At 44.5% G+C, this 24,320-nt stretch carries 23 protein-coding genes and 1 other RNA gene; 17 read left to right on the top strand and 7 right to left on the bottom strand.

Translation table 11 applies throughout. The features are described 5' to 3' along the window. Entirely contained in the window at positions 1-2,283 is a 2,283-nt protein-coding gene (gene parC / locus CW749_RS12360) for a DNA topoisomerase IV subunit A (protein WP_101112445.1), read from the top strand. Between the two features lie 90 nt (positions 2,284-2,373). Here the strand turns inward: parC and degS are convergent, their stop codons facing one another. The 3 genes from degS to zapG form a co-directional block, all read right to left on the bottom strand. After that, positions 2,374-3,435, bottom strand: coding sequence for an outer membrane-stress sensor serine endopeptidase DegS (gene degS / locus CW749_RS12355; protein ID WP_101112444.1), 1,062 nt, complete (start codon positions 3,433-3,435; stop codon positions 2,374-2,376). Between the two features lie 267 nt (positions 3,436-3,702). Further along, the gene (locus CW749_RS12350) at positions 3,703-5,070 is read right to left on the bottom strand and encodes a Do family serine endopeptidase (protein WP_101112443.1); all 1,368 of its coding nucleotides are present in this window, start codon (positions 5,068-5,070) and stop codon (positions 3,703-3,705) included. A gap of 145 nt (positions 5,071-5,215) precedes the next feature. Next, a complete protein-coding gene (gene zapG, locus CW749_RS12345) occupies positions 5,216-5,662 on the bottom strand; it encodes a Z-ring associated protein ZapG (protein ID WP_101112442.1) in 447 nt (148 codons plus the stop codon). Positions 5,663-5,927: 265 nt separating this feature from the next. Here zapG and zapE point away from each other — a divergent pair, with 265 nt between their 5' ends. From zapE to sspB, 8 genes are all read left to right on the top strand, one after another. Next, positions 5,928-7,031: a cell division protein ZapE gene (gene zapE, locus CW749_RS12340; RefSeq protein ID WP_101112441.1), complete on the top strand. Its 1,104-nt coding sequence runs from the start codon at positions 5,928-5,930 to the stop codon at positions 7,029-7,031. Positions 7,032-7,288: 257 nt separating this feature from the next. Then, positions 7,289-7,717 carry a 50S ribosomal protein L13 gene (gene rplM / locus CW749_RS12335; protein ID WP_101112440.1) on the top strand — a complete coding sequence of 143 codons (429 nt, stop codon included), beginning with the start codon at positions 7,289-7,291 and terminating at the stop codon, positions 7,715-7,717. A 15-nt stretch (positions 7,718-7,732) separates the two neighbouring features. Then, entirely contained in the window at positions 7,733-8,125 is a 393-nt protein-coding gene (rpsI, locus tag CW749_RS12330; protein WP_101112439.1) for a 30S ribosomal protein S9, read from the top strand. A 333-nt stretch (positions 8,126-8,458) separates the two neighbouring features. Beyond that, entirely contained in the window at positions 8,459-9,052 is a 594-nt protein-coding gene (gene petA, locus CW749_RS12325) for a ubiquinol-cytochrome c reductase iron-sulfur subunit (RefSeq protein ID WP_101112438.1), read from the top strand. After that, positions 9,052-10,317 carry a cytochrome bc complex cytochrome b subunit gene (locus CW749_RS12320; protein ID WP_101112437.1) on the top strand — a complete coding sequence of 422 codons (1,266 nt, stop codon included), beginning with the start codon at positions 9,052-9,054 and terminating at the stop codon, positions 10,315-10,317. Before petA ends, CW749_RS12320 begins: the two co-directional genes overlap by 1 nt. Continuing rightward, positions 10,314-11,051, top strand: a complete 738-nt coding sequence (locus CW749_RS12315) for a cytochrome c1 (protein WP_101112436.1) — start codon at positions 10,314-10,316, stop codon at positions 11,049-11,051. The genes CW749_RS12320 and CW749_RS12315 overlap by 4 nt, the downstream gene beginning before the upstream one ends. An 88-nt stretch (positions 11,052-11,139) precedes the next feature. Next, entirely contained in the window at positions 11,140-11,775 is a 636-nt protein-coding gene (gene sspA / locus CW749_RS12310; protein WP_101112435.1) for a stringent starvation protein SspA, read from the top strand. Beyond that, positions 11,775-12,260, top strand: a complete 486-nt coding sequence (gene sspB, locus CW749_RS12305) for a ClpXP protease specificity-enhancing factor (RefSeq protein WP_101112434.1) — start codon at positions 11,775-11,777, stop codon at positions 12,258-12,260. The genes sspA and sspB overlap by 1 nt, the downstream gene beginning before the upstream one ends. 108 nt (positions 12,261-12,368) lie before the next feature. Here the strand turns inward: sspB and CW749_RS12300 are convergent, their stop codons facing one another. The 4 genes from CW749_RS12300 to CW749_RS12285 are packed head-to-tail and all read right to left on the bottom strand — an operon-like array spanning position 12,369 to position 15,740. Beyond that, positions 12,369-12,938, bottom strand: a complete 570-nt coding sequence (locus tag CW749_RS12300; RefSeq protein ID WP_101112433.1) for a BON domain-containing protein — start codon at positions 12,936-12,938, stop codon at positions 12,369-12,371. Between the two features lie 59 nt (positions 12,939-12,997). Then, positions 12,998-13,588 carry a phosphoheptose isomerase gene (locus CW749_RS12295; protein WP_101112432.1) on the bottom strand — a complete coding sequence of 197 codons (591 nt, stop codon included), beginning with the start codon at positions 13,586-13,588 and terminating at the stop codon, positions 12,998-13,000. A gap of 3 nt (positions 13,589-13,591) precedes the next feature. Further along, a complete protein-coding gene (locus CW749_RS12290) occupies positions 13,592-13,960 on the bottom strand; it encodes a YraN family protein (protein ID WP_101112431.1) in 369 nt (122 codons plus the stop codon). Then, on the bottom strand, positions 13,947-15,740 hold the full coding sequence (locus tag CW749_RS12285) for a penicillin-binding protein activator (protein ID WP_101112430.1): 1,794 nt from the start codon (positions 15,738-15,740) through the stop codon (positions 13,947-13,949). Before CW749_RS12285 ends, CW749_RS12290 begins: the two co-directional genes overlap by 14 nt. 68 nt (positions 15,741-15,808) lie before the next feature. On the opposite strand from CW749_RS12285, the gene rsmI reads away from it, so the two are divergent. The 8 genes from rsmI to mraY all read left to right on the top strand — a co-directional run bounded on the left by rsmI (position 15,809) and on the right by mraY (position 24,318). Next, a complete protein-coding gene (gene rsmI, locus CW749_RS12280) occupies positions 15,809-16,672 on the top strand; it encodes a 16S rRNA (cytidine(1402)-2'-O)-methyltransferase (RefSeq protein WP_101112429.1) in 864 nt (287 codons plus the stop codon). A 106-nt stretch (positions 16,673-16,778) separates the two neighbouring features. Then, an RNA gene (gene rnpB, locus CW749_RS12275) (RNase P RNA component class A) lies at positions 16,779-17,170 on the top strand. 197 nt (positions 17,171-17,367) lie between these two features. Continuing rightward, complete coding sequence (gene rsmH, locus CW749_RS12270) at positions 17,368-18,318, top strand: 16S rRNA (cytosine(1402)-N(4))-methyltransferase RsmH (protein ID WP_101112428.1); 951 nt, start codon at positions 17,368-17,370, stop codon at positions 18,316-18,318. Continuing rightward, complete coding sequence (gene ftsL, locus CW749_RS12265) at positions 18,318-18,644, top strand: cell division protein FtsL (protein ID WP_101112427.1); 327 nt, start codon at positions 18,318-18,320, stop codon at positions 18,642-18,644. The genes rsmH and ftsL overlap by 1 nt, the downstream gene beginning before the upstream one ends. Next, on the top strand, positions 18,641-20,368 hold the full coding sequence (locus CW749_RS12260; RefSeq protein WP_101112426.1) for a penicillin-binding transpeptidase domain-containing protein: 1,728 nt from the start codon (positions 18,641-18,643) through the stop codon (positions 20,366-20,368). Before ftsL ends, CW749_RS12260 begins: the two co-directional genes overlap by 4 nt. A gap of 52 nt (positions 20,369-20,420) precedes the next feature. Then, entirely contained in the window at positions 20,421-21,881 is a 1,461-nt protein-coding gene (gene murE / locus CW749_RS12255; protein ID WP_237322436.1) for a UDP-N-acetylmuramoyl-L-alanyl-D-glutamate--2,6-diaminopimelate ligase, read from the top strand. Then, positions 21,878-23,236, top strand: coding sequence for a UDP-N-acetylmuramoyl-tripeptide--D-alanyl-D-alanine ligase (gene murF, locus CW749_RS12250; protein WP_101112424.1), 1,359 nt, complete (start codon positions 21,878-21,880; stop codon positions 23,234-23,236). The genes murE and murF overlap by 4 nt, the downstream gene beginning before the upstream one ends. Continuing rightward, positions 23,236-24,318: a phospho-N-acetylmuramoyl-pentapeptide-transferase gene (gene mraY / locus CW749_RS12245; protein WP_101112423.1), complete on the top strand. Its 1,083-nt coding sequence runs from the start codon at positions 23,236-23,238 to the stop codon at positions 24,316-24,318. Before murF ends, mraY begins: the two co-directional genes overlap by 1 nt. Positions 24,319-24,320 lie beyond the last annotated feature (2 nt).

Here is a 24,320-nt window from a genome sequence, read left to right as displayed (position 1 = left end):
ATGTCGACAGAAATAACATACGATGGCGTTGAACAGCTGCCAATGCGCAGGTTTACTGAAGACGCGTATCTGAATTACTCAATGTACGTCATCATGGATCGTGCCCTGCCTTACATAGGCGATGGCTTAAAACCGGTTCAGCGACGTATTATTTATGCTATGTCGGAGCTCGGTTTATCCGCAGCGTCTAAATACAAAAAATCGGCTCGTACTGTGGGTGACGTGTTGGGTAAGTATCACCCTCACGGCGATTCTGCATGTTATGAAGCCATGGTATTGATGGCACAGCCTTTTTCCTATCGTTACCCATTGGTTGATGGTCAGGGGAACTGGGGTGCACCGGACGATCCGAAATCCTTCGCTGCGATGCGATATACCGAAGCCAAACTGTCTAAATTTGCCGAAGTATTGCTTGGAGAATTAGGGCAGGGGACCGTTGAATGGCAACCCAACTTTGATGGCACGATGAAAGAGCCACAAATGTTGCCAGCAAGGCTGCCACATATTCTTCTTAACGGCGTAACCGGTATTGCGGTTGGTATGGCGACAGACATCCCACCACATAACGTACGTGAAGTGGCCGATGCTACGATTAAGCTGATTGATAATCCTAAACTGGAACTTGACGACATAATGCAACATGTCCAAGGTCCGGATTATCCGACAGAAGCGGAGATCATTTCTCCGAAAGCTGAAATCGAGAAGATTTACCGCAATGGTCGCGGTAGCATTAAAATGCGAGCGGTTTGGAACAAAGAGAATGGCGAGATCGTTATTACCTCTTTGCCTCATCAAGTCTCTGGTGCTAAATTGCTAGAACAGATCGCTAATCAGATGCGAGCGAAGAAGCTACCAATGGTTGACGATCTTCGCGATGAATCTGATCATGAAAACCCAACACGTATTGTTATTGTGCCAAGATCGAACCGAGTGGACAGTGATCAGTTGATGAATCATTTGTTTGCTTCCACGGATCTGGAAAAAAGCTATCGCGTTAACTTAAACATGATTGGCTTGGATAATCGCCCGCAAGTGAAAGGGCTGGTGACTATCCTGAAAGAGTGGATTGAATTCCGCCGTGAAACGGTTCGTCGAAGGCTGCAATATCGTTTAGACAAAGTGTTGGCGCGTCTACACATCTTGGAAGGTTTGTTGATCGCTTACCTAAACCTTGATGAAGTGATCGAAATCATCCGAACAGAAGATGATCCTAAAGCTGTGCTGATGTCTCGCTTTAGTATCTCTGAAATTCAAGCTGATGCGATCCTCGATACGAAACTTCGTAATCTTGCCAAGCTGGAAGAAATGAAGATCCGTGGAGAGCAGGAAGAATTAGAAAAAGAGCGTGAGAAACTGGAGCAGTTGCTTGGCTCTGAGCGTCGCTTGAATACTTTGATTAAAAAAGAGATCAAAGCTGATGCGGAAAAATATGGCGATGATCGTCGCTCGCCAATTGTTGAGCGAGCAGAAGCGAAAGCGTTAACTGAACGAGATCTAATGCCAAGTGAACCAATCACCGTGGTTCTGTCAGAAAAAGGCTGGATACGTCATGCTAAAGGTCATGATGTCGACTCAGAGAGTTTGAACTATAAATCGGGTGACAAATATCTCGCACATGCTCGTGGTAAGAGTAATCAACAAGCGGTTTTTCTGGGTACAGATGGTCGTAGCTATTCGCTTGAATCCCACTCGTTGCCTTCGGCACGGAGCCAAGGTGAGCCCATTACCGGTCGATTGAACATTACCGCGGGTACAACGATCAGTCAGGTGATTATGGGTGAAGAAGATCAGCTTTGGCTTGTTGGTTCAGATGCGGGTTATGGGTTTGTCTGTAAAGGCACCGATTTACTTTCCAAAAACCGCAGCGGTAAGGCGTTGGTCAATCTTCCTCAAAATTCTGAGGTGATGACACCAAGCGCAATTTCTGATTTGGATAATGACGAGATACTCGCAATCACCAATCAAGGTCGAATGCTGATATTTGCTATTAAAGATCTCCCTCAGCTGAGTAAAGGTAAAGGGAATAAGATCATTAATATCCCATCAGCGAAAGCCAAAGAGCGTGAAGAAACGGTTTCTCACTTAATGGCTCTTCCTAGTGGTGTCTCTATTACTTTGTACGCTGGCAAACGTAAACTTGGTTTGAAACCTGCTGACTTGGATAACTTCCGAGGAGAGCGAGGTCGAAGAGGTAGTCTGTTACCGCGAGGTTTGCAGCGCGTGACTCGAATAGAAATTGAGAGTAGCACGCAGTTATCTGCTCCTGAATCGGACAGTGAATAGTAAAAACCCCCTAGTTTAGCTAGGGGGTTTTTGTTTGGTGTTAATTGATCAATACATGTGAATGGAGCAAGATAGCAAAGAGACGGTGTTTTAACCCTGAGGGTCATCACCTACGAGCACATTGAGTTTTACTTTCTCGCCTTTACGAAGAACGGTCATCTCTACTTCTGCACCAGGGCGTAGACCCGTTACAATTTCAAGAACACCTTCTTTTCCATTAACCTTTGCACCACCAATTTCAAGTATGATGTCTTTTACTCGAATGCCCGCGTCTTCTGCTGGACCACCTACATCCACACTCATCACTATGATGCCACCTACGTATTCTGCTCCAAGTATTCTTGATGAGATGGAAGTGATGTCTTGACCACTAATACCGATGTAACCACGAATAACACGACCATCAGCAATGATTTTTTCCATTACCCTATCCGCTAAAAAATACGGTATAGCAAATGAAATTCCATAGGTGTTTGTGTTTGTCGCTTGCTGGAAGGAAGCCGTATTGATACCAACTAACTCGCCTTTCGTGTTAACCAAAGCACCGCCCGAGTTACCTTTATTAATTGCCGCGTCGGTTTGTATAAATGGCTGACGACCATCTGCGCTGATGGCAAAGCGTTCAATCGCAGAAATGATGCCAAAAGTAGTTGTTTGACCTAAGTTATATGGGTTACCTATTGCGAGTACGACGTCGCCGACTTTTTCTTGATAGTTCGGGTTCAGAGGGATAACAGGTAGGTTTGCCCCTTCAATTCGCAAAACAGCAATATCCGTTCTTCGGTCTTTGCCGACCAATTGAGCCGAGAAATATCGACCATCTTGTAAGGCTACCGTTATTTCCGCAGCCTGAGCGATGACGTGGTAGTTTGTTATGATGTAGCCTTTTTTACTTACAATGACACCTGAACCCAGATCTTGTTTAATTCCAGCTCTGTCACCATCATTTGGCTTACTTGTATAAATGTTGACGACAGCAGGGCTTGCTCTACGTACAGCATGACTGAACGATACCTGAAGATCTTCTATATTAGTCGGCGTGTCATCTATTGTTGCTTCTACCGCAGCTGTTCGCAGTGATGGCAATACGGCAAGAAGTAAACCTGCGGTAAGGAGCCCTATGAATGAAGAGCGTAAAAGGGTCTTCCACATACTATCCTCAGAGTGGGTATAAAGGGGAAAACCCCATAAGAATTTGATTTACATTGAGAGAGAAAGCATAGCACTGATTAGCCAACGTATGCCAGTACTGGCTATGTCAGCTGCGTGTTAGCCCAGACAGAGCTTTTAAAACGGCAGGTGTAAAAAAGGAAGCAGTTATTTGCTTCCTTTTTAGAAATGTTGTTTGTGAAATGACAAGAAGTGCTAACTTAATATCAATAACTTTATTAACAACAAATGCTTACGTAACGGTAATACTTATCTAACAACAAGGTAAATCGTTCTTTCGCCTCGTTGGATGTTCAGCGCGAGTACATTTGGTTTGTCTTCCAAAATGGCTCTCAACTGCCCAAGGTTTTTAACACGAGTACGGTTAACACCTATAATGATATCACCTTCCTTAAGCTGATAAGCATCGGCTGGAGAGCCTTTCTCAACACTGGTAACCTTCACGCCTGACAGTGGATCACTGTTGTCTGTGTTTGAAAGTTCCGCCCCGGCAAGCCCTTCATGCAGTTTGTCTGCCCGTGTCTTATTGTCACCAGCTTCTTGCAGGGTTGCGTCGAATGTTTTGTTTTTACCGTCGCGAATAACCCCAATGGTGATTTCTTTACCGGCACCTAGCGTGGCTATTTTCGCCCGAAGTTCTCCGAACGTGCTAATGGACTTACCGTTTAATGAAACAATAACGTCGCCCGCTTCCAGCCCTGCCTCATCTGCCGCACTTTCAGGCACAACCTGGCTTACGAATGCACCTTTATTTGATTCGTAACCAAGGGCTTCAGCGAGCTCAGATGTGATTTCACTTCCTTGAACGCCAAGTAAGCCTCGTTTGACTTGACCAAACTCCAGTATTTGCTGTGTCAGGTTTTTCATCATATTGGCGGGAATCGCGAATCCAATCCCAACATTACCGCCATTTGGCCCAAGAATCGCAGTGTTTATGCCGATCAGTTCACCGTTTAGGTTCACCAATGCTCCACCGGAGTTACCGCTATTAATCGCGGCATCGGTCTGAATGAAGTTTTCAAAATTCTGTACGTTTAAGCCAGAACGCCCAAGCGCAGACACTATTCCTGAAGTAACAGTTTGACCCAAACCAAACGGGTTACCTATTGCAACAGTAAAATCACCAACGCGTAATTTATCGGAATCCGCCAATACGATTTGGGTTAGGTTTTCTGACTTTTCTAACTTAAGCAATGCCACATCCGACATTTCATCACCACCGATGAGCTCTGCATCGTATTCGCGACCATCGTGTAGTTGAACGCGTATTTCGTCAGCGCCTTTAATTACGTGGTAATTGGTGACAATGTGTCCTTTTTCGGCATCAATGACAACACCAGAACCGAGCCCGCGAAACGGACGCTCTTGCACTTGCTCAGCAGGAAAGTCTGGGCCAAAAAAGAATCGGAATGCTTCTGGAACACGTTGAGTGGCAACGTGTTTGCCTTCGACGGCTATGCTTACAACCGCAGGGGTTACTTTTTCAAGCATAGGTGCAAGGCTAGGTAACTGTTCACCGCTAACCGCTACTGGTAATGCCGCAGTAGCGGGCAGTGGCGCGATGATTGAACTTAAGCTTAATGTTAATGCACTTAAAACAAGCAAAGGTTTTTTCATCATAAGGCTCCTCTTTGATAGGTGAAGATTATGACTCAGTAACCTAAATAAAGTTCAATCATCCATTTTTCAAGTCATGATACTTTTTGTACCAAGACCGTTTTTTGTACCAAGACCGTTTTTTGTATCAAGATAGTTTTTTGCATCAAGACAGTTTTGGAGCAGGTTCATCGGTAGGTGTATTGATGACTTCTTTCTCTTGGTCTTTCAGCAAACCCGTTGCACCATGCGCATAATCTTTAGGTGCTTCTTGACCGTTATCTTTAGAAATTATTTCTTCTTCAGTATGTTGGGCTATCTTTTTTACAAATGGATTGTCTTGTTCGGGAACGTTAGGCAGTAGCTCCGTCGACGTTTTCGCCATATGCTGATAAAGCTTTGTGTAGTCTTTTCCAAGCACATCTAACATTTCTGCTGTTTGAGCGAAGTGATCGGCAAGTTCTTGTCTTTGTTGCTCCAACTCGAATTTGGATTTTTCTAAATCTTTTTGAATGGATTTCTGCTTATTCGCATCCGGTGTCATCAGTTTTGCCAGAAAATAACCGGCAACTAATCCGATCACAATCCCAATGACAATATACATCCCAGGCATAAATGCTCCTTTATCATCGTTACAGTAAGCTGTGTTTGGCTGAATTTTGGGGAATTCAATTGCAGAGACCAAAGTCACCTTTAAGGCTTGATTTGTTATTGGTGTGTTACACAGCCGAAGGGGCATGGTACTATGAGTTCAGAGTACGATAAAGAGAAAGCGTCTTATACTGAGAACAAAAAAACGACATGTCTCAACTCTTTGAAGTCGCTATAATCGTAATAGTATCAACACGATTAATGAACAATAATAAACGTAGTTTCCAATGACGCCTAAGCTTAAATATCAAGAAGATATAGAAAACAACGGATTTTCGGTTGACCTTGCTCAGCAACTTGCTGTTGAAAAATTAGACAGCTTATATCACCGATTTCAAGACTATTTAAATACTCCTATCGAACCACTTTCTACCTGGCAAAAATTGATGGGGAAGAAGCCTCAAAAACCTGAACCACCAAATGGTTTATATTTCTGGGGCGGTGTAGGGCGTGGGAAAACTTATCTAATGGATACGTTTTTTGATGCGTTGCCCACCGATAAGAAACTTAGGGTTCATTTTCACCGTTTTATGTACCGGGTTCATGATGAACTAAAAGCGTTGGGTGAAGTTGCGGATCCTCTAGAGAAAGTGGCTGATGTATTAAAGTCTGAAGCTGATATTATTTGCTTTGACGAGTTTTTTGTATCGGATATTACCGATGCGATGATTTTGGGCACCTTGATGCGGGCGTTGTTTGCCAGAAATGTTGTTCTCGTAGCTACCTCTAATATTCCGCCACAAGACTTGTATCGAAATGGATTGCAAAGGGCTCGCTTTTTGCCGGCTATTGCGCTTATCGAAAAGCATTGTGATGTACTGAATGTCGACAGCGGTATCGATTACCGCCTTAGAACCCTTGAACAAGCCGAAATTTTCCATTTCCCGTTGGACAAAGATGCCACCATCAATTTGAATCGATATTACCGTCAACTGGTTGGTGAAGGTCATCAATGCGTTACTCAAATAGAAGTGAACCACCGAATAATTGATGTCATTAATGTTCATGATGACGTACTTATGGCAACGTTCGGGCAGTTGTGTGAATCGATGAGAAGTCAAAATGACTACATTGAGATGTCTCGTGAATATCACACTGTGTTACTGGGTGATGTGAAGCAAATGGGAAAAAGTAATGATGATGCAGCAAGGCGATTTATAGCGTTAGTTGACGAGTTTTATGAAAGGAATGTAAAACTCATTATTTCTTCAGAAGTGGCTTTGGAAGAACTCTACACAGAAGGGCACTTGAACTTCGAATTTAAACGTTGTCAGTCGCGTCTAATTGAAATGCAAAGTCATGATTATTTGGCTAAAGAACACTTACCTTAGTATCAGAAAAACGTACAATTTGCCGATTCACTTTCCAAAGAGGAAAAAAATGATCTTTTTAGAGAAAAAAAGGTGATTTTTTCCTCACTCTTCTCTATAATCCTGCGACCTACCGTTACTGCGAGCCTCTGGCTACACATGATAAGTAGCTACGCCGAGAGTTTCCAACACTCGAAGGGGTGATGAATGGGGCTTTCAGACAGTGGGGACAAGTAATTGTTCCTTAAGTGTAAATTTTTTAATAGGTAATTATTAGCATGAAAACTTTCGTTGCTAAACCAGAAACTGTAAAACGCGACTGGTACGTTGTAGATGCAGAAGGTAAAACTCTGGGTCGTATTGCAAGTGAAATTGCATCTCGCCTACGCGGCAAGCATAAAGCAGAATACACTCCTCACGTAGACACTGGTGATTACATCATCGTTGTTAACGCTGAGAAAGTTGCTGTTACTGGTAACAAAGCTAAAGGTAAAGTGTACTACCGTCACTCTGAGTTCCCAGGTGGTCTAAAATCTATCACTTTTGAAAAGTTGATCGATCGTAAACCTGAAATGGCTATCGAACTTGCGGTTAAAGGCATGCTACCACGTGGTCCTCTTGGCCGTGCTATGTACCGTAAGCTGAAAGTTTACGCTGGCGCTGAGCACAACCATGCTGCTCAACAACCACAAGTACTAGACATCTAATCGGGGATTATGAAAATGGCAGAGAATCAATACTACGGCACTGGTCGTCGCAAAAGCTCAGCAGCCCGTGTTTTCATCAAACCAGGCAGCGGTGAAATTGTAATCAACAAGCGTAGCCTTGATGTTTACTTCGGTCGTGAAACTTCTCGTATGGTTGTTCGTCAGCCACTTGAGCTAGTTGAATTGACTGAGAAGCTAGACCTATACATCACTGTTTCTGGTGGTGGTATTTCTGGTCAAGCTGGCGCGATCCGCCACGGCATCACTCGTGCTCTAATGGAGTACGATGAGTCTCTACGTCCTGCGCTACGTGCAGCTGGTTACGTTACTCGTGACGCTCGTTGCGTTGAACGTAAGAAAGTTGGTCTACGTAAAGCACGTCGTCGTCCACAGTTCTCTAAGCGTTAATCTTTCTCTATTCAGAAAGTTACCGCTCCAGTTTTGCTGGATTGTGGCACCAAAAGCTCGGTATTTATACCGGGCTTTTTGTTTTTTCCCTCCTAAAAATTCCTTGTAACTCTTTCTTCTTAAATTACATTTTTTAAATATCCCTATCTTTTGTGATGTAATCGCCACTTTCGCTCACATTTGTTACAAAAAAGTAGTATTACCTTGTCAAAAAGTAGGGTTTTATTTATCATTTCTTAAGCAAATAAGTATAAAAAACGCGTAATTTTTAGCCATGCTCTTTTGGAAGTCGGAAAAATAATAAGACACTGGGAGCAAATGGGAGAATGTTGGATGAGCAATGCGCCTATAAATAACGGACGTCGGCGCTTCCTAACAGCCACAACTGCAGTTGTGGGTGCTGTGGGAGGTATCGCCGTCGCCGTTCCTTTTATCAAATCTTGGAACCCTAGCGCCAAAGCTAAGGCCGCCGGAGCCCCCGTTGAAGTTGAAATTGGGAAACTGGAAGAAGGCCAAATGGTTCGTGTTGAATGGCGAGGTAAACCTGTTTGGGTGGTCCGTCGTTCGAATTCCATTGTTGAAGAACTCAAAGAGCTGGATGGGCAGCTTCGTGACCCTGCGTCATCAGAGGAGCAGCAGCCTTCTTACGCGGAAAATACTTACCGGTCTATCAAACCTGAGTATTTCGTTGCAGTTGGAATATGTACTCACTTGGGTTGTTCTCCAACTTACCTCCCAGATAGCTTTAACGAACAAGTGCAAGGAGTTAAATCTGGGTTCTTTTGCCCATGTCATGGTTCTAAATTTGATATGGCAGGACGAGTATTCCAAGGGGTTCCAGCTCCTTTAAACTTGGTTGTTCCCAAGCATACATATTTGACCGACTCTAAGATTCTTATTGGGGTTGATGATGGAGGGGAAGCCTAATGCAAGCGATACTTGATTGGGTAGAGAAACGCCTACCCGCGATGAATGCTTATAAAAAGCACCTTTCAGAATACCCAATGCCAAAGAACTTCAATTTCTGGTATCTTTTCGGTTCTTTAGCAATGCTGGTTTTGGTTAATCAGATCTTAACGGGTATCTGGTTGACAATGAACTACGTACCGTCTGGTGATGGTGCATTTGCCTCCATTGAATACATAATGCGTGATGTGGAATACGGATGGTTACTCCGCTACATGCACTCAACCGGTGCTTCTGCATTCTTTGTCGTGGTATACCTCCACATGTTCCGTGGTCTAATTTACGGCTCTTATCAAAAGCCCCGTGAGTTACTGTGGATCTTTGGTATGTTGATCTTCCTCGTGCTCATGGCTGAAGCCTTCATGGGTTACCTACTTCCTTGGGGACAGATGTCGTATTGGGGAGCACAGGTAATTATTTCGCTATTTGGTGCAATTCCTGTAATCGGGGATGACTTAACGCTTTGGATTCGTGGCGATTATGTTATTTCTGGTGCGACGCTTAACCGCTTCTTTGCACTTCACGTCATAGCGTTACCCATCGTATTGCTACTTCTTGTTGTTTTGCATATTTTAGCTCTGCATGAAGTCGGTTCTAATAACCCTGATGGTATCGAAACCAAGCTACCGAAAGGCAGTATGGGTGACGACTACAAAACGCAATTCAAATTCCACGACTATTACAGCAAAAAATACGACATTATTGATTCGGTACCTTTCCATCCGTATGGAACCGTTAAAGATTTGGTTGGCGTTGCTGGGTTCTTATTCCTTTTCTGCTACGTATTGTTCTTTAATCCAGAGATGGGAGGCTACTTCCTTGAGCCACCTAACTTTGAAGCAGCAAACCCGCTGAAAACACCAGAGCATATTGCGCCAGTTTGGTACTTCACACCTTTCTACGCCATATTACGTGCTGTACCTGATAAGTTGTTAGGCGTGGTTGCAATGGGGGCTTCGATTGTTGTGCTGTTCCTACTTCCATGGCTTGATCGTTGTAAAGTACGTTCTTATCGTTATCGCAGTAAGTTCCACTTATTCAATATCATTCAGTTCACCATCTGTTTTATCGCGTTGGGTGTTTTAGGTGCTTTACCTGCAACACCAACTTACACGCTTATGGCGCAGATATTTAGTTTGGGTTATTTCATGTTCTTTGTGTTGCTGTACTTCTACAGTAAAAATGAAGCCACGAAACCATTACCAGAGAGGGTGACATTCAAATGAAGAAGTGGATTGTAATGCTTTTTGCTTTGATACCGTCTTTGGTGATGGCCGCCGGTGCGAATGTACCGCTAGACAAAGCGAACAACGATTTAAGCGATAAGGCTTCTCTGCAAAATGGTGCGAAGCTATTTATGAACTATTGCTTTGGCTGTCACTCAGCGCAGTATCAGCGATATGAACGTGTAGCGACTGATCTTAATATTCCTCTCGATCTTATGAAGGAACATTTGATATTTGATCCGGAAGTTAAAATCGGTTCTTTGATGGAAAACTCGATTCCAGATAAGCAAGCTGGTAACTGGTTTGGCGCGCCACCACCTGATTTGACTTTGGTTGCACGAGTTCGTGGGGCAGATTGGTTGTATACCTACCTTCGTTCCTTCTATGCTGATCCATCACGTCCTTTTGGGGTGAACAACGTTGTATTCCCGAGCGTTGGTATGCCACATGTACTTGAAGAGTTACAGGGTGTTCCAACTGCAGTGTATGAAACACACACTGTAAACGGTGAAGAGAAACAGGTGATTGCCCGAATCGAAACGGATGGCCGCGGAGAACTCAGCCCGACGGAATACGACGATGCAGTTAGGGATTTAGTGAATTTCTTGGAGTATTCCGGTGACCCAGTCAAACTTGAGCGTCATGTCATGGGCTGGTGGGCTATGGCATTCCTTGTTCTCTTGACTATAGTGGTAGTATTCCTCAAGAAAGAGTATTGGCGTGATGTTCACTAATCGTGCTATAATACATCGCTAATTTTTCTACAATGGAGACAGTTGGTCTCCATTGTTTTTTTTATTTTCAAGTGTGCTGGAGGGCTCAATGGCTGTAGCTGCCAATAAACGTTCCGTGATGACTCTATTTTCTAGTGCTTCTGATATGTACAGCCACCAGGTTCGTATTGTTCTGGCTGAGAAAGGGGTGAGTTTCGAAGTTGAACTGGTTGATGAAGCAAACTTACCAAGTGAGCTTATCGAACTAAACCCTTATAAGACGGTGCCAACTTTGGTCGACCGTGAACTAGCACTATATAACTCCAAGATTATCATGGAGTATCTGGATGAGCGTTTCCCGCACCCACCATTGATGCCAGTCTACCCTGTTGCCCGTGGTAACAGCCGTTTGATGATGTTCCGAATTGAGAACAACTGGTATTCGTTGGCAGAAAAGGTACAGAAAGGGAACGCTGAAGAAGCAGAGTCTGCTCGCACTAAATTGCGTAACGACCTACTTACTCTTGCTCCAATTTTTGCAGAATACGAATACTTCATGAGTGAAGAATTCAGCTTGATCGATTGCTACTTGGCTCCGCTTCTATGGCGTTTGCCTACGTTAGGTATCGATTTAATTGGACCAGGTTCGAAAGAACTTAAGATTTACATGAATCGCGTATTTGAGCGTGATTCGTTCTTAGCTTCTTTAACAGAAGCTGAGCGTGAAATGCGTTTGGTTCGTTAATGGATATAGAGAAAATGACACCGCGCCGTCCTTATTTGGTACGCGCGTTTTATGAGTGGTTAGTTGATAACGACTTAACCCCGCATTTGGTTGTTGATGCAACATTGTCTGGTGTACGAGTTCCTCAAGAGTTTATTCAGGATGGTCAGATCATTTTGAATATTGCCCCGCGCGCGGTAGGTAACTTGGAAATGAGTAACGATGCGATTACTTTCAACGCCCGATTTGGCGGTAAACCTCATTCTGTCATCGCACCCCTTTACGCTGTGCATGCGATATATGCTCGTGAAAATGGTGCAGGAACTATGTTTGAACCTGAAGAAGGTTACATAGACGCAGAGGAAGGCATTGTCGAGGAAGACTCTGAAGATATCGGATTTGATGTTGTTGACAGCATTGCGGAATCCGAACAAGTTGAGTCTCCATCGGATAATACTCCACCTGAGAGACCGAAAGGTCGCCCTAGTTTAAGGGTCGTAAAATAGTTACTAGGTTCCTATTCTCTAATCGGACAATACAAAAAAGCAGCGAATTTTCGCTGCTTTTTATTTAGCTAAGAATAAAGAATCGATTCAGGCACCTTTCACCTTAGGCTAAGTTTGTTCGGCTATTTCAAAGGCTCGAATCACTTGTTTCACCCCGGAAATATTGCGCGCAATATCAGTCGCGATGTCTGCTTGCTCAGGAGTAACATACCCAAGTAAAAAAACTTCACCATCTTCAGTGATGACTTTGATTTTTACTGTGGTCAGATTTTCGTTCGCAATCAAACTGGTTTTGACTTTAGTGGTAATCCAGCTGTCGTGCGTAATAGTTTGCAAATCAAGCAGCGGGCGAACACGCAGTTGATTCGATACGCTACTTACCCCTTTAGTTTCTGATACTCTAACACCGAATTGCTCTTTGTAGTCTTGAGTGACAGCTTGACCAATTAGAATAACCTTGCCACGAAAGGCCGTTGCCGTTGCCTTTACGTGTCCAGTATAAGGGGCTTTGTTTCCAATTCCGGCTACCTCAAATTCCAATTGGCTATCCTGCCATTGCTCCTGAGTCGTGCGTGTATCTGAAACGATATTGGCAGTGGTTGCTGCGCCAGCCACCAGTAATCCAGCACAACCTGTAAGGCTTAAACTGCAAGCTGCGGCTAATAACCATTTTCTCATTTCTGTACCTCTCGTAAAAATACCAAGCTGCTTACTCAACAGAACATCATGTTTTCTAACTACTCGTCATGCGAAGGAAAGAGCACTTGGTCGATAAGGTCACACAGACAATGTAGGGTTACCATGTGAACTTCATGGATACGAGCAGTTCGATGGGATGGAATGCGAATTTCGACATCAGACTCGCCTAACAACCCCGCCATCTCGCCGCCATCTTTACCTGTGAATGCGATAATAGTCATATCACGGGTTACAGCTGCTTCCATTGCTTTGATGATGTTTTTGCTATTTCCGCTCGTTGATATGGCGAGAAGAATATCGCCTGCTTGCCCAAATGCTCGTACTTGTTTGGAAAAAATTTCTTGGTAGTGATAATCGTTGGCGACAGCAGTTAAAGTTGTATTGTCTGCCGTAAGTGCCATTGCTGGAAGGCTTGGTCTTTCAGTTTCAAAACGATTAAGAAGGCAAGAAACAAATTGTTGAGCGTTTGAGGCTGATCCGCCATTACCACAACAAAGAATTTTATTGCCATTAAGTAAACTGGTCACCATTGCCTGCGCGGCATGCATAATGTGATCAGGCAGCGCTTCGGCTGCAGCAATTTGAATTTGAATACTTTCTGTAAAGCTTTCTTTAATGCTGTCTAGCATCGATTATCCTTGAGTTATTGCGTTTTTTATCCACTCAACTTGGCGTCCTTCATCATGAATGGCAACGACGTCAAACCGGAAGTCGGTATCGTAAGGAGATAAGTTGTTCTTACTTAGCCATATCATAGCGGCTTTAACCAGCTTTCGCTGTTTTGCTGGTGTTACCATTTCCGCTGCGTGTCCATAGTGGCTTTGTTTACGATACTTTACCTCGACAAACACCACAGTGCTTTGTTCTTTCATTATCAAATCTAATTCACCAACTTTGGTATTAAAATTAGACTCAATCGGTTTTAATCCCTTACCAGCAAGAAACTTACTGGCAAAGGATTCGTATCGTTCACCTAGCGCTCTACGGTTAAATAGCCTCATGCTCAGCCCAGCTAACTTCGCGCTGAACCACACACTCGTTATTAATGGTTAGAGTGCCAGTTTGCCCTTTAACCGAGTATTCTGGCATAACTTTCATTTGTGGCAACTCTAAGATCAGCTTGTATGCATCCATTCCAAGCGCATGTAGGCGTTTTTCTACATTACCACTTTTCGGCCAGTTTTCTTCAAGTTGTGCCTTTAAAGCAGAGTTTTGCTCAATCAGCATCGGAATGTCACTGTAAACCACACCACTTAAGTCTTCATACTGACGCTTTTTCCCACTATTACTCCGCGAGTTTGAAAACAGCTTAGGAGGCGTTGTGTCTGGATTGATGGCCACTTCAATGAAAGGTTTAATGAGGGTCAGCTCGGAACTTTTAGCCACAACATAGACTGCATCAATATCGCGACGGCTGCGAGGTTGAGACTCTGTTTGAATGTTGATTAGGCGGTTAAGTTGGGCTATGCGCGCTTGACTGTCTGCTAGACCAAAGACTGAGTTGATGTTCTTTTGAAGCTGGGACTTGTTACCGAAATAGCTGAACGCTGCTGGGTTCTTACTGTATTTTTCCCATTCTGACTTGAATGCTTGAGTGACTCGCTCACCAAAGCCTCCTACAGGAGCAAGAATCAGTGGATATTGGAACCCGTTTGCAAATAGATATTTCGCGGCTTGAGCAACCTCTTGTTCAGGCGAGAGCGTGAAATAACACACACGAGTTTCAGGTAGCTTTGCGTCTGGGATATTGAGTGCAAGCATGGGAAGTTGTGTCGATTGTTGAAGCACTTCCACTTTGTCTTTTACCAATGGGCCCACAACAAAATCCACATGACGTTTTTCAAGCTCTTGCTGTATTTCATCGGTTGAAAGTGCAGCGGAATCAAGAACCGTCAACGTCGCCATGTCTTCTCGATTAAAATCATCCATCATTGCATGAATGAAACCATCGCGAACCAACTGACCTTGCTTCCCATATTTTCCACTGAGAGGCAGTACCAGCCCAGTATTTGTAGGCTTAATGATTTCTAGGGCAAGAATGGCTTGTACATCATCAGGAGTATAGATGTTCGCTGGGTGCTCTGGATTGGCTGCAAACCAAGTTTCTAATGTACTTTTGAGTTGAGCAGGATTCCCGGAAATGGTTTTCATGTAGACGGCAAGTTGGAGCCAGCCTTGTAATTCGGATTCCCCATCCTCAACTTGTAGAGAAGTAATATCGTACTCAGAGTACGTACTCAGGTTGAGCCAAATATTCTGATGATTTCGTACTTGCGCATCTTCAAACGAATACTGATTAGCAGCAATATATTCTCGGCTGGCGTTTAGGTGATCCGATAGCAACTCAAACAACTGCGCACGAAATTCATGATATTCACTCCACTGAGCATTATTTAGCTCCCACCAAGGCTGATAATTCAGCTGTTGCAGAGCGGATTGAATTTCACCTGTACGGAAGAGCAATTGCGCGCGCGAAATTTGCCATTCAGCCATTTGCACAGGTGATAAAGCTTGCTTAGATAGACGTTTTACTAAATGATCGGCTCTGACCAAATCGTTTTCTTGCAAAGCCGCTTTTAACGCCATGATCAGAAGATCATTTTGGGTGCCACCTTTCGCACTGTCGGCTTGCATGACATAGGCCTGTGCACTTTGCGTTGGATCTTGTGTAACGTCAATATTCACAGGTGTTTGTGAAGTAGTCGAACACGCCGCTAAAGTTACTGCCAAGGCGATAGGGGTCAGAAGGCGTGGTACACTAAATTTATTCTGGTGCTTCATAGCCATGAGTTCTTGTTAAACAAATACAAAATTGTCTCTATATTAATCGTTGAAGTGATGGTAAACAAATGACAGACAACAATTCTTCCCCGTCTGAGGTCTCAACTCTCTATATTGTTCCCACCCCAATCGGAAATTTGGGAGATATTACGCAGCGAGCCATAGAAGTTTTATCCAACGTGGATCTTATTGCCGCTGAAGATACCCGACACACAGGCAAGCTACTTTCCCACTTCAATATATCGACGAAAACATTCGCTCTGCATGATCACAATGAACAACAAAAAGCGCAAGTACTGGTTGAGAGGTTACAACAAGGGCTTTCTATTGCTCTGGTTTCCGATGCTGGAACGCCATTAATCAGTGATCCAGGGTATCACCTAGTGAATCAATGTCGTCAGGCGGGTGTCAAAGTTGTGCCATTACCAGGTGCCTGTGCTGTGGTGACAGCATTGAGCGCTGCGGGGCTGCCTTCCGATCGATTCAGTTTTGAAGGTTTTCTTCCTCCTAAGAGTAAAGGTCGAAAAGATAAGTTCCTTGAAATTGCCAAAGCTGAACGTACCTGTATTTTTTATGAGTCGCCACACCGTATCATGGACTCTCTCAAAGACATGCTTGAGATCCTTGGTGCTGATAGGGAAGTGGTTCTAGCCCGCGAACTGACCAAAACGTATGAAACCATTCAGGGGATGCCGTTAGGCGAACTTATTCCTTGGATTGAAGAAAATGACAACCGTAAAAAAGGTGAAATGGTGCTGCTCATACACGGTCACCGAGAGCAAGCCACAGAAGAAATACCTGATGAGGTGACTCGTACTTTGAGTATTTTAACCAAAGAGTTACCACTCAAAAAAGCGGCAGCAATGACGGCCGAAATATACAACCTCAAAAAAAATGCTCTGTATAAATGGGGATTGGAGCATTTAGATTAAGACTCGTCGATGAGTTGGTTGAGTTTTATACGATTGGCATTAAAAATATCGTCAACCCTAATGAGCCCCTAGACAGTAGGCATCTATCTCTATACAATCCGCGGTCGGAGTTGACTGGGTAGTCGCTGCTTCGTTGATGTCCTTCGGGAGACTGACGGAGGGGAGGAAAGTCCGGGCTCCAAAGAGCAGGGTGCCAGGTAACGCCTGGGGGGCGCAAGCCCACGACAAGTGCAGCAGAGAGAAAACCGCCGATGACCTATTTCCTTCGGGAAGGGCACAGGTAAGGGTGAAAGGGTGCGGTAAGAGCGCACCGTGCGACTGGCAACAGTTCGTAGCAAGGTAAACTCCACCCGGAGCAAGACCAAATAGGCTTCCACATTGCGTTGCTCGCGTAAGGAAGCGGGTAGGTTGCTTGAGCCAGTGAGCGATTGCTGGCCTAGACGAATGGCTACTGCCGCGCAAGCGGAACAGAACCCGGCTTATGTGTCGACTCCACCTATTCAGAACCCATCATTACTTTACCGAGTAATGATGGGTTTTTTGCTATTTGCTGACGCATTTAAGACTATTGTGGCTAAACTAAGCGAGACTTAGATACAAAAGCTAACAAAATAAGATTAAGTACTGGCAGCAAAGAGCGAAATCAGTACACTAAACCCTTGCTTTATTTTCGCCATTCGGCACAAGAGAAAACCATGACAGAAACTTTTCAGCACATTTCCGTTTTACTAAATGAATCCATTGATGGGTTGGCAATTAAACCCGACGGCATTTATATAGACGGCACTTTTGGTCGTGGTGGTCATAGCCGAACCATTCTTTCTAAGTTGGGAGAAAACGGTCGCTTGTTCAGTATCGATCGCGATCCGACGGCGATTGCTGAAGCCCAAAAAATTGATGATCCTCGCTTTACTATTGTTCATGGTCCATTTTCGGGTATTGCAGAATACGCCGAGCGCTATGATCTTGTAGGAAAAGTTGATGGTGTGCTTCTTGACCTTGGTGTTTCCTCTCCACAACTAGATGACGCTGAACGTGGATTCAGTTTCATGAAAGATGGTCCATTGGACATGAGAATGGATCCGACGTCAGGTATGCCGGTTTCTGAGTGGCTAAAAGAAGCCGATTTAGATGACATTACGTGGGTCATTCGTGAATTTGGTGAAGATAAGCACGCAAGACGAATTGCTAAAGCCATTGTTGCCTATCGTGAAAATGAAGAAAACGAGCCAATGACACGTACAGGTCAGCTCGCTAAGTTGATTTCAGATGCAGCCCCTAAAAATTTCAAAGAGAAAAAGCACCCAGCGACTCGCAGTTTTCAAGCGTTCCGAATTTACATCAATAGTGAATTGGAAGAGATCGATACCGCTTTGAAAGGGGCGGCTGAGATTTTAGCGGCAGAAGGGCGTCTTTCTGTCATCAGTTTTCATTCTCTCGAAGATCGCATGGTCAAGCGTTTCATGCGAAAAGAGAGTAAAGGACCTGAAGTGCCTCATGGTATCCCAATGACGGAAGATCAAATTAAGGCATTGGGCAGCGCGCGAATGAAAACGCTCAGTAAAGCCATCAAACCTTCGAAACAAGAAGTGGATGAAAATACGCGTTCACGCAGTTCAGTTTTAAGGATTGCGGAAAAACTCTAATGCCGAGTGCCAAGGACGCTTCTCCGAATCTCGCCAAGCTCATTTTTATCGACATTGTTACCGTCGGAAGAGTGCCTGCGACCCTACTATTATTAGCGTTTGCCTCAGCGATGTGGGTTGTGCATACCACGCACGATACGAGAGCTGCCATTCACCAACGTGATAGCGAACTGGTTGAAAGGGATCGTTTAGATAACGAATGGCGAAACTTAATACTGGAAGAGAATGCGTTGGCAGAGCACAGTCGTGTGCAAGAAATGGCCCAGAAAGAGTTAGATATGAAGCGTCCTGATGCCGACAAAGAGGTCATAGTTTCTTTCCAATGAGTAAGTCTAAAACCACTTCTAACACAAGAAAACAACCCGAAAAAGAAACGCCAATTCTTATCCGTTGGCGTTTTGCTGTTGTACTTGGGTTCGTTGTGTGTGTTATGGGGGCATTATTAGCGCGGTTGGCTTACATTCAGGTCATTGAGCCAGATAATCTAATTAGACAGGGTGATTTACGCTCTGTTCGTGTCAAGGCGCTGCCTTCTGCTCGGGGGATTATTTCTGATCGGAACGGGGAGCAACTTGCTGTCTCCGTACCCGTTGAAGCCGTTTGGGCAGATCCAGTCACCATATTTAAAGAGTCCGGACTAGAGCCGATAGAGCGCTGGTATGCATTGGCCGACGTACTTGGAATGGACCGCCAAAAACTTATTACGCGCATCAATAAGAATAAATCGCGCCGTTTTATCTATCTTCAACGCCAAGTCAGCCCTGCCATGGCAAATTATATTCGAGAATTAAAGTTAGCGGGTGTAGGGCTAAAGCAAGAATCTCGACGTTATTACCCCTCTGGTGAAGTTAGTGCTCACTTGATAGGTGTGACTGGAATCGATGGACATGGGCTTGAAGGTATAGAACGTTCGTACGACAAATGGCTCATGGGTGAGGCAGGCAAACGCACCATTAGAAAAGATCGCTTTGGGCGGGTTGTCGAAAACATCTCGCTCGAAGAAAGAGAAGAAGGGCAACCACTTCAACTTACTGTGGACCAAAGATTGCAGTCCATCGCGTACCGAGCGATGAAACAGGCTGTGGCCGATCACAATGCGACTTCGGCTTCAGCGGTGCTTCTGGATGTTAAAACTGGCGAAGTACTGGCGATGGTTAATGCGCCATCTTACAACCCAAACAATCGTTCTCAACGACAAAGTTTTCGAATGAGAAACCGCACCATTACAGATGCATTCGAGCCGGGTTCGACAGTGAAACCTTTCGTCGTATTGGCCGCTCTAGAAAATGGTGTGGCTGAAGAAAATACAGAAATTGATACGGGTAATGGCATTCTACAAATTGGCGGAAGTCGAGTAAGAGATGTCTCGAAGGTCGGGAAAGCCGATCTCACCACCATATTAAAAAAATCGAGTAATATCGGCGTCACTAAGTTAGCGCTCGCTATGCCGCTGGAAGCATTGCTGGGAATGTACAGCTCTGTTGGGTTTGGCGAAGTCAGTGGTTTGAACCTTGTTGGCGAAACAACCGGTATATTCCCATCGCGACGTCGTTGGTCTAAGTTTGAAATCGCAACGCTATCATTTGGTTATGGGCTATCGGTTTCACCAATTCAACTCGCGCATGCTTACGCGACCTTGGGTAATTATGGAATGTATCGACCTTTGCACATTGTGAAAAACAATAAGCACGATATTTCAAAACAAGTGATCGATGAGCATAACGTAAAGTTAGTTCTGAATATGATGGAGAAGGTAACCCAAAAAGGGGGCAGTGCCACACGTGCTGCCGTTCCGGGTTATCGGATTGCCGCCAAAACGGGGACATCCCGTAAAGCAACGGCTGGTGGCTATAGTGACGAATATTTTGCTTATACAGCAGGTATTGCACCAGTAAGCGATCCAAGGCTGGCATTAGTTGTGGTGGTGAATGAACCGCAAGGTGACCAGTATTACGGTGGTACCGTTGCTGCACCTGTTTTTTCTGAAATTATGAAAGGTGCACTGCAAATTCTCAATGTCGCACCGGATGAAAATCAGTTTTCGGAATAATAGAATTTCTAAAGAATAGATAAGAGGAAATTGCGTGCATAATTTAGCTTCTCTGATTCGTCCATGGACAGATGCAAATATTCCTGAAGAATTTAACGTTCGTATTACTCAGTTAGTATTGGATAGTCGAAAAGTACAGCCAGGTGACACATTCGTGGCGCTTTCAGGCCATGCAGTCAATGGTCATGATTTTATTCCTGCGGCTGTTAACAGCGGAGCTGTTGCAGTAATTGCTCAGGCAACCGAAGAGCACCCACATGGTAGCTATGAAGAGCAAAGCGGTACGTTGATCGTTTATCTCAGCGATTTGAATATGATCTTATCGGCAATTGCTTTGCGAGCATATGGTGATATAGATGCCAAGCTTATTGGTGTCACTGGGACCAATGGAAAAACCACCATTACGCAAATCATCGCTCAATGGATAGAACTGGTTGGTCAAAAAGCCGCAGTAATGGGCACGGCCGGTAATGGCTTTCTCCACGATATTAAACCTGCGTTAAACACAACTGGCAGTGCCATTGAAGTGGTTGAAACCTTATCTAACCTAAGACAGCAAGGTGCAGAGCATGCGGCTATTGAAGTCTCTTCTCATGGTTTGATTGAAGGAAGAGTGAAGGCCCTGACTTTTTCCGTAGGCGTATTTTCTAACCTGAGTCGTGATCATCTTGACTACCATGAAACCATGAAGTCCTACGCTGATGCGAAATTTACTTTGTTCCGAGACCATGACTGCCGCAAAGCCGTGATAAATGTCGATGATTCGGTCGGGGCGCAATGGGTCCAACAGCTATCGTCGCCTTTGGCGGTGTCTTTAGAGTCAAATCCAAATACAGAAAAGTCCCTATATGCCACAGAGGTGAAATACAGCACCAAAGGTATTGAGCTCTCATTTAACGGTAATTGGGGGGCTGGCAAGCTTTCCGTTCCTCTGATTGGTGCTTTTAATGCAAGTAACATATTGCTTGCGTTTGGTTCTTTGTTGGAATTGGGCTTTGAAAAAGAAGCGTTAATAGAAGCCGCACCTAGGCTTTCCCCTGTTATTGGCCGTATGGAGCTCTTCCAGCGTAGCGGCAAAGCCAAAGTTGTAGTGGACTATGCACATACACCCGATGCATTAGAAAAAGCGTTATCGGCATTACGTGTCCATTGCGAAGGGAAGTTATGGGCAATCTTTGGATGTGGTGGTGATAGAGATATTGGTAAGCGCCCTATGATGGCGGACATAGCAGAAAGGCTGGCCGATCACGCAATTTTAACGGATGACAACCCAAGAAGTGAGTCCCCTGAAATAATCGTTAAGCATATGCTTGGTGGCATGAAGCAGCCAGATAGGGTGGTGATTAAGCATGATAGGTTTGATGCTTGCTCGTATGCTCTGCGCAATGCATCTGAAAATGACATTATTTTATTGGCAGGCAAAGGGCACGAAGACTACCAAGTATTGGCTGACAAAACGGTGCACTATTCGGATAGGGAAACCGCGGAGCAATTATTAGGAATCATGGGATGATAAGTTTTTACCTTTCTCAAGCAAGTCAAATTCTTGAAGGGACGTTGAAGGGAGAGGATGTTCAGATACATTCTGTCTCAACGGACACTCGCACCATTGAGGAATCAGCCTTGTTTATCGCAATCGTGGGTGAGCGATTTGATGCCCATGATTTTTGCCAGCAAGCGATAGACAAAGGGGCAAAAGCGCTTTTAGTTGAGCGTGAGCTTCCCATCGACATACCGCAAATAATCGTGGAAGACACAACAAAAGCACTTGGCGCGCTTGGTTCTTGGGTACACGAACAAAGCGAGAGCTTAACTATAGCTCTAACAGGAAGCTGCGGAAAGACGACAGTGAAAGAAATGTTGAGTGCAGTCTTGCGTCAAAAAGGTCACGTATTGGCAACGCTTGGCAACTTTAACAATGAGTTTGGTGTGCCTTTAACATTGCTTCGCTCAGAAAAGAAAAACGACTATGCCGTTATTGAGCTGGGGGCTAATCATATTGGAGAGATTGCCTACACGACTCGCATAGTGAAGCCCAAAATAGCGCTAGTAAACAATGTGGCGGCTGCGCACCTTGAAGGTTTTGGCTCTATGGACGGAGTAAAACAAGCAAAAGGTGAAATTTTTCAAGGGTTGTCCAGTAACGATATTGCTGTTGTAAATAAAGACAGTAATGGCTTGGCATTTTGGGAGGAAACGTTAAGCGATAAGCAAGTCGTTACGTTTTCTGCTTCAGATTTCAGCGCTGATTTTTTCGCAAAAGATATTGAAATATCTGAAGAAGGGCTTCCCTCTTTTACGCTTTGTACCCCGCTTGGCAATGCATCAGTGAGTTTAACCTTAGTTGGTGAGCACAATGTTGCTAACGCTGTAGCGGCAGCTGCGCTTGGACAAAACGCTGGCGCTACGCTGACAGAAATACAATCGGGTCTGGCTAACATGACAAATGTTTCGGGTCGGGTAGAAGTGATCAAGCTCAATGAACATGTTCGCCTTATCGATGATAGTTACAATGCCAGTGTTCCTGCTATGAAAGCCGCCGCTGATCTACTGAATCATTACGACGGCGTGCGCTGGTTAATTTTGGGCTTCATGGCGGAATTAGGTGACGAAAGCCTTGAACTTCATCGTGAAGTCGGACAACATTCGGCACCATTTAATTTTGAATATGTGTTGACCTACGGGGACGACACAAAAGTGATCAGCGAAGAATGTGGTGGGCAACATTTTGATTCTCACGACGCGATGATCCAATTTATTAAGCAGCAGCTAGAAACACAACAAAATCAAATGCACACACTTTTGGTCAAAGGGGCGAATAGCGCCGGAATGAGCAAAGTAGTCGCTGCTTTGAAGGAGATTCAATAATGATTATTTGGCTCGCGGAGTTACTTCAGCCATATTTTTCTTTCTTTCGATTGTTCGAATACCTTTCTTTTCGTGCCATCCTCAGCGTATTGACCGCTCTAGGCCTTTCATTATGGATGGGGCCTCGATTAATTGAGCGTTTGCAAATGCTGCAAATCGGTCAAGTTGTTCGCAATGACGGTCCTGAATCTCATTTTAGCAAGCGCGGTACTCCGACAATGGGGGGATTGATGATTCTATCCTCCATTGCAATAACGGTTTTACTCTGGGCTGATTTATCCAACCCTTATGTCTGGGCTGTAATGGCGGTCTTATTAGGATATGGTGCTGTTGGGTTTGTCGATGATTATCGTAAAGTTGTACGTAAAAATACCGATGGTCTTATCGCTCGTTGGAAATACTTCTGGCAATCGAGTATTGCACTTGTCGTCGCGTTTGCACTTTATGCGCATGGTAAAGATACAGCGGCAACTCAATTAGTAGTGCCATTCTTTAAAGATGTCATGCCTCAACTGGGCTTACTGTATATTGTATTTACGTATTTCGTGATCGTTGGTACCAGTAACGCGGTGAACTTAACCGATGGGTTAGATGGTCTCGCGATTATGCCAACGGTAATGGTTGCCGCGGGTTTTGCTGTTATCGCGTGGGCGACGGGTAACGTGAATTTTGCTGCATACCTGCATATCCCTCATATCCCTTACACCAGTGAACTGGTTGTAGTGTGTACTGCGATCGTTGGTGCTGGTATGGGCTTTTTGTGGTTCAACACATACCCTGCACAGGTCTTCATGGGTGATGTCGGCTCTCTTGCATTAGGTGGAGCGCTTGGCACCATCGCGGTATTAGTACGCCAAGAACTTCTGTTGGTGATCATGGGGGGCGTGTTCGTGATGGAAACGGTATCCGTTATCCTTCAAGTTGGATCATACAAACTTCGTGGTCAACGTATTTTCCGTATGGCACCTATTCACCATCACTACGAATTGAAAGGCTGGCCAGAACCTCGCGTTATTGTACGCTTCTGGATCATCTCTATTATTTTGGTTCTTATTGGTCTGGCGACCTTGAAGGTACGTTAATC

Source organism: Vibrio sp. vnigr-6D03, assembly GCF_002835515.1.
Taxonomy (GTDB): Bacteria; Pseudomonadota; Gammaproteobacteria; order Enterobacterales; family Vibrionaceae; genus Vibrio; species Vibrio penaeicida.
The sequence above is the reverse complement of the archived record's forward strand: the minus strand, read 5'-3'. Positions and strand labels throughout refer to the sequence as shown.

Bases quoted from the DNA above. Each gene is read 5' to 3' on its own strand.
- CW749_RS12260 (WP_101112426.1), top strand. From the start codon at position 18,641: ATGAGTAAGTCTAAAACCACTTCTAACACAAGAAAACAACCCGAAAAA.
- zapG (WP_101112442.1), bottom strand. From the start codon at position 5,662: ATGCCTGGGATGTATATTGTCATTGGGATTGTGATCGGATTAGTTGCC.
- rpsI (WP_101112439.1), top strand. From the start codon at position 7,733: ATGGCAGAGAATCAATACTACGGCACTGGTCGTCGCAAAAGCTCAGCA.
- sspB (WP_101112434.1), top strand. From the start codon at position 11,775: ATGGATATAGAGAAAATGACACCGCGCCGTCCTTATTTGGTACGCGCG.
- degS (WP_101112444.1), bottom strand. From the start codon at position 3,435: ATGTGGAAGACCCTTTTACGCTCTTCATTCATAGGGCTCCTTACCGCA.
- zapE (WP_101112441.1), top strand. From the start codon at position 5,928: ATGACGCCTAAGCTTAAATATCAAGAAGATATAGAAAACAACGGATTT.
- CW749_RS12300 (WP_101112433.1), bottom strand. From the start codon at position 12,938: ATGAGAAAATGGTTATTAGCCGCAGCTTGCAGTTTAAGCCTTACAGGT.
- rplM (WP_101112440.1), top strand. From the start codon at position 7,289: ATGAAAACTTTCGTTGCTAAACCAGAAACTGTAAAACGCGACTGGTAC.
- CW749_RS12295 (WP_101112432.1), bottom strand. From the start codon at position 13,588: ATGCTAGACAGCATTAAAGAAAGCTTTACAGAAAGTATTCAAATTCAA.
- rsmI (WP_101112429.1), top strand. From the start codon at position 15,809: ATGACAGACAACAATTCTTCCCCGTCTGAGGTCTCAACTCTCTATATT.
- sspA (WP_101112435.1), top strand. From the start codon at position 11,140: ATGGCTGTAGCTGCCAATAAACGTTCCGTGATGACTCTATTTTCTAGT.
- petA (WP_101112438.1), top strand. From the start codon at position 8,459: ATGAGCAATGCGCCTATAAATAACGGACGTCGGCGCTTCCTAACAGCC.
- rsmH (WP_101112428.1), top strand. From the start codon at position 17,368: ATGACAGAAACTTTTCAGCACATTTCCGTTTTACTAAATGAATCCATT.
- murF (WP_101112424.1), top strand. From the start codon at position 21,878: ATGATAAGTTTTTACCTTTCTCAAGCAAGTCAAATTCTTGAAGGGACG.
- ftsL (WP_101112427.1), top strand. From the start codon at position 18,318: ATGCCGAGTGCCAAGGACGCTTCTCCGAATCTCGCCAAGCTCATTTTT.
- CW749_RS12285 (WP_101112430.1), bottom strand. From the start codon at position 15,740: ATGAAGCACCAGAATAAATTTAGTGTACCACGCCTTCTGACCCCTATC.
- parC (WP_101112445.1), top strand. From the start codon at position 1: ATGTCGACAGAAATAACATACGATGGCGTTGAACAGCTGCCAATGCGC.
- CW749_RS12350 (WP_101112443.1), bottom strand. From the start codon at position 5,070: ATGAAAAAACCTTTGCTTGTTTTAAGTGCATTAACATTAAGCTTAAGT.
- CW749_RS12290 (WP_101112431.1), bottom strand. From the start codon at position 13,960: ATGAGGCTATTTAACCGTAGAGCGCTAGGTGAACGATACGAATCCTTT.
- CW749_RS12320 (WP_101112437.1), top strand. From the start codon at position 9,052: ATGCAAGCGATACTTGATTGGGTAGAGAAACGCCTACCCGCGATGAAT.
- CW749_RS12315 (WP_101112436.1), top strand. From the start codon at position 10,314: ATGAAGAAGTGGATTGTAATGCTTTTTGCTTTGATACCGTCTTTGGTG.
- mraY (WP_101112423.1), top strand. From the start codon at position 23,236: ATGATTATTTGGCTCGCGGAGTTACTTCAGCCATATTTTTCTTTCTTT.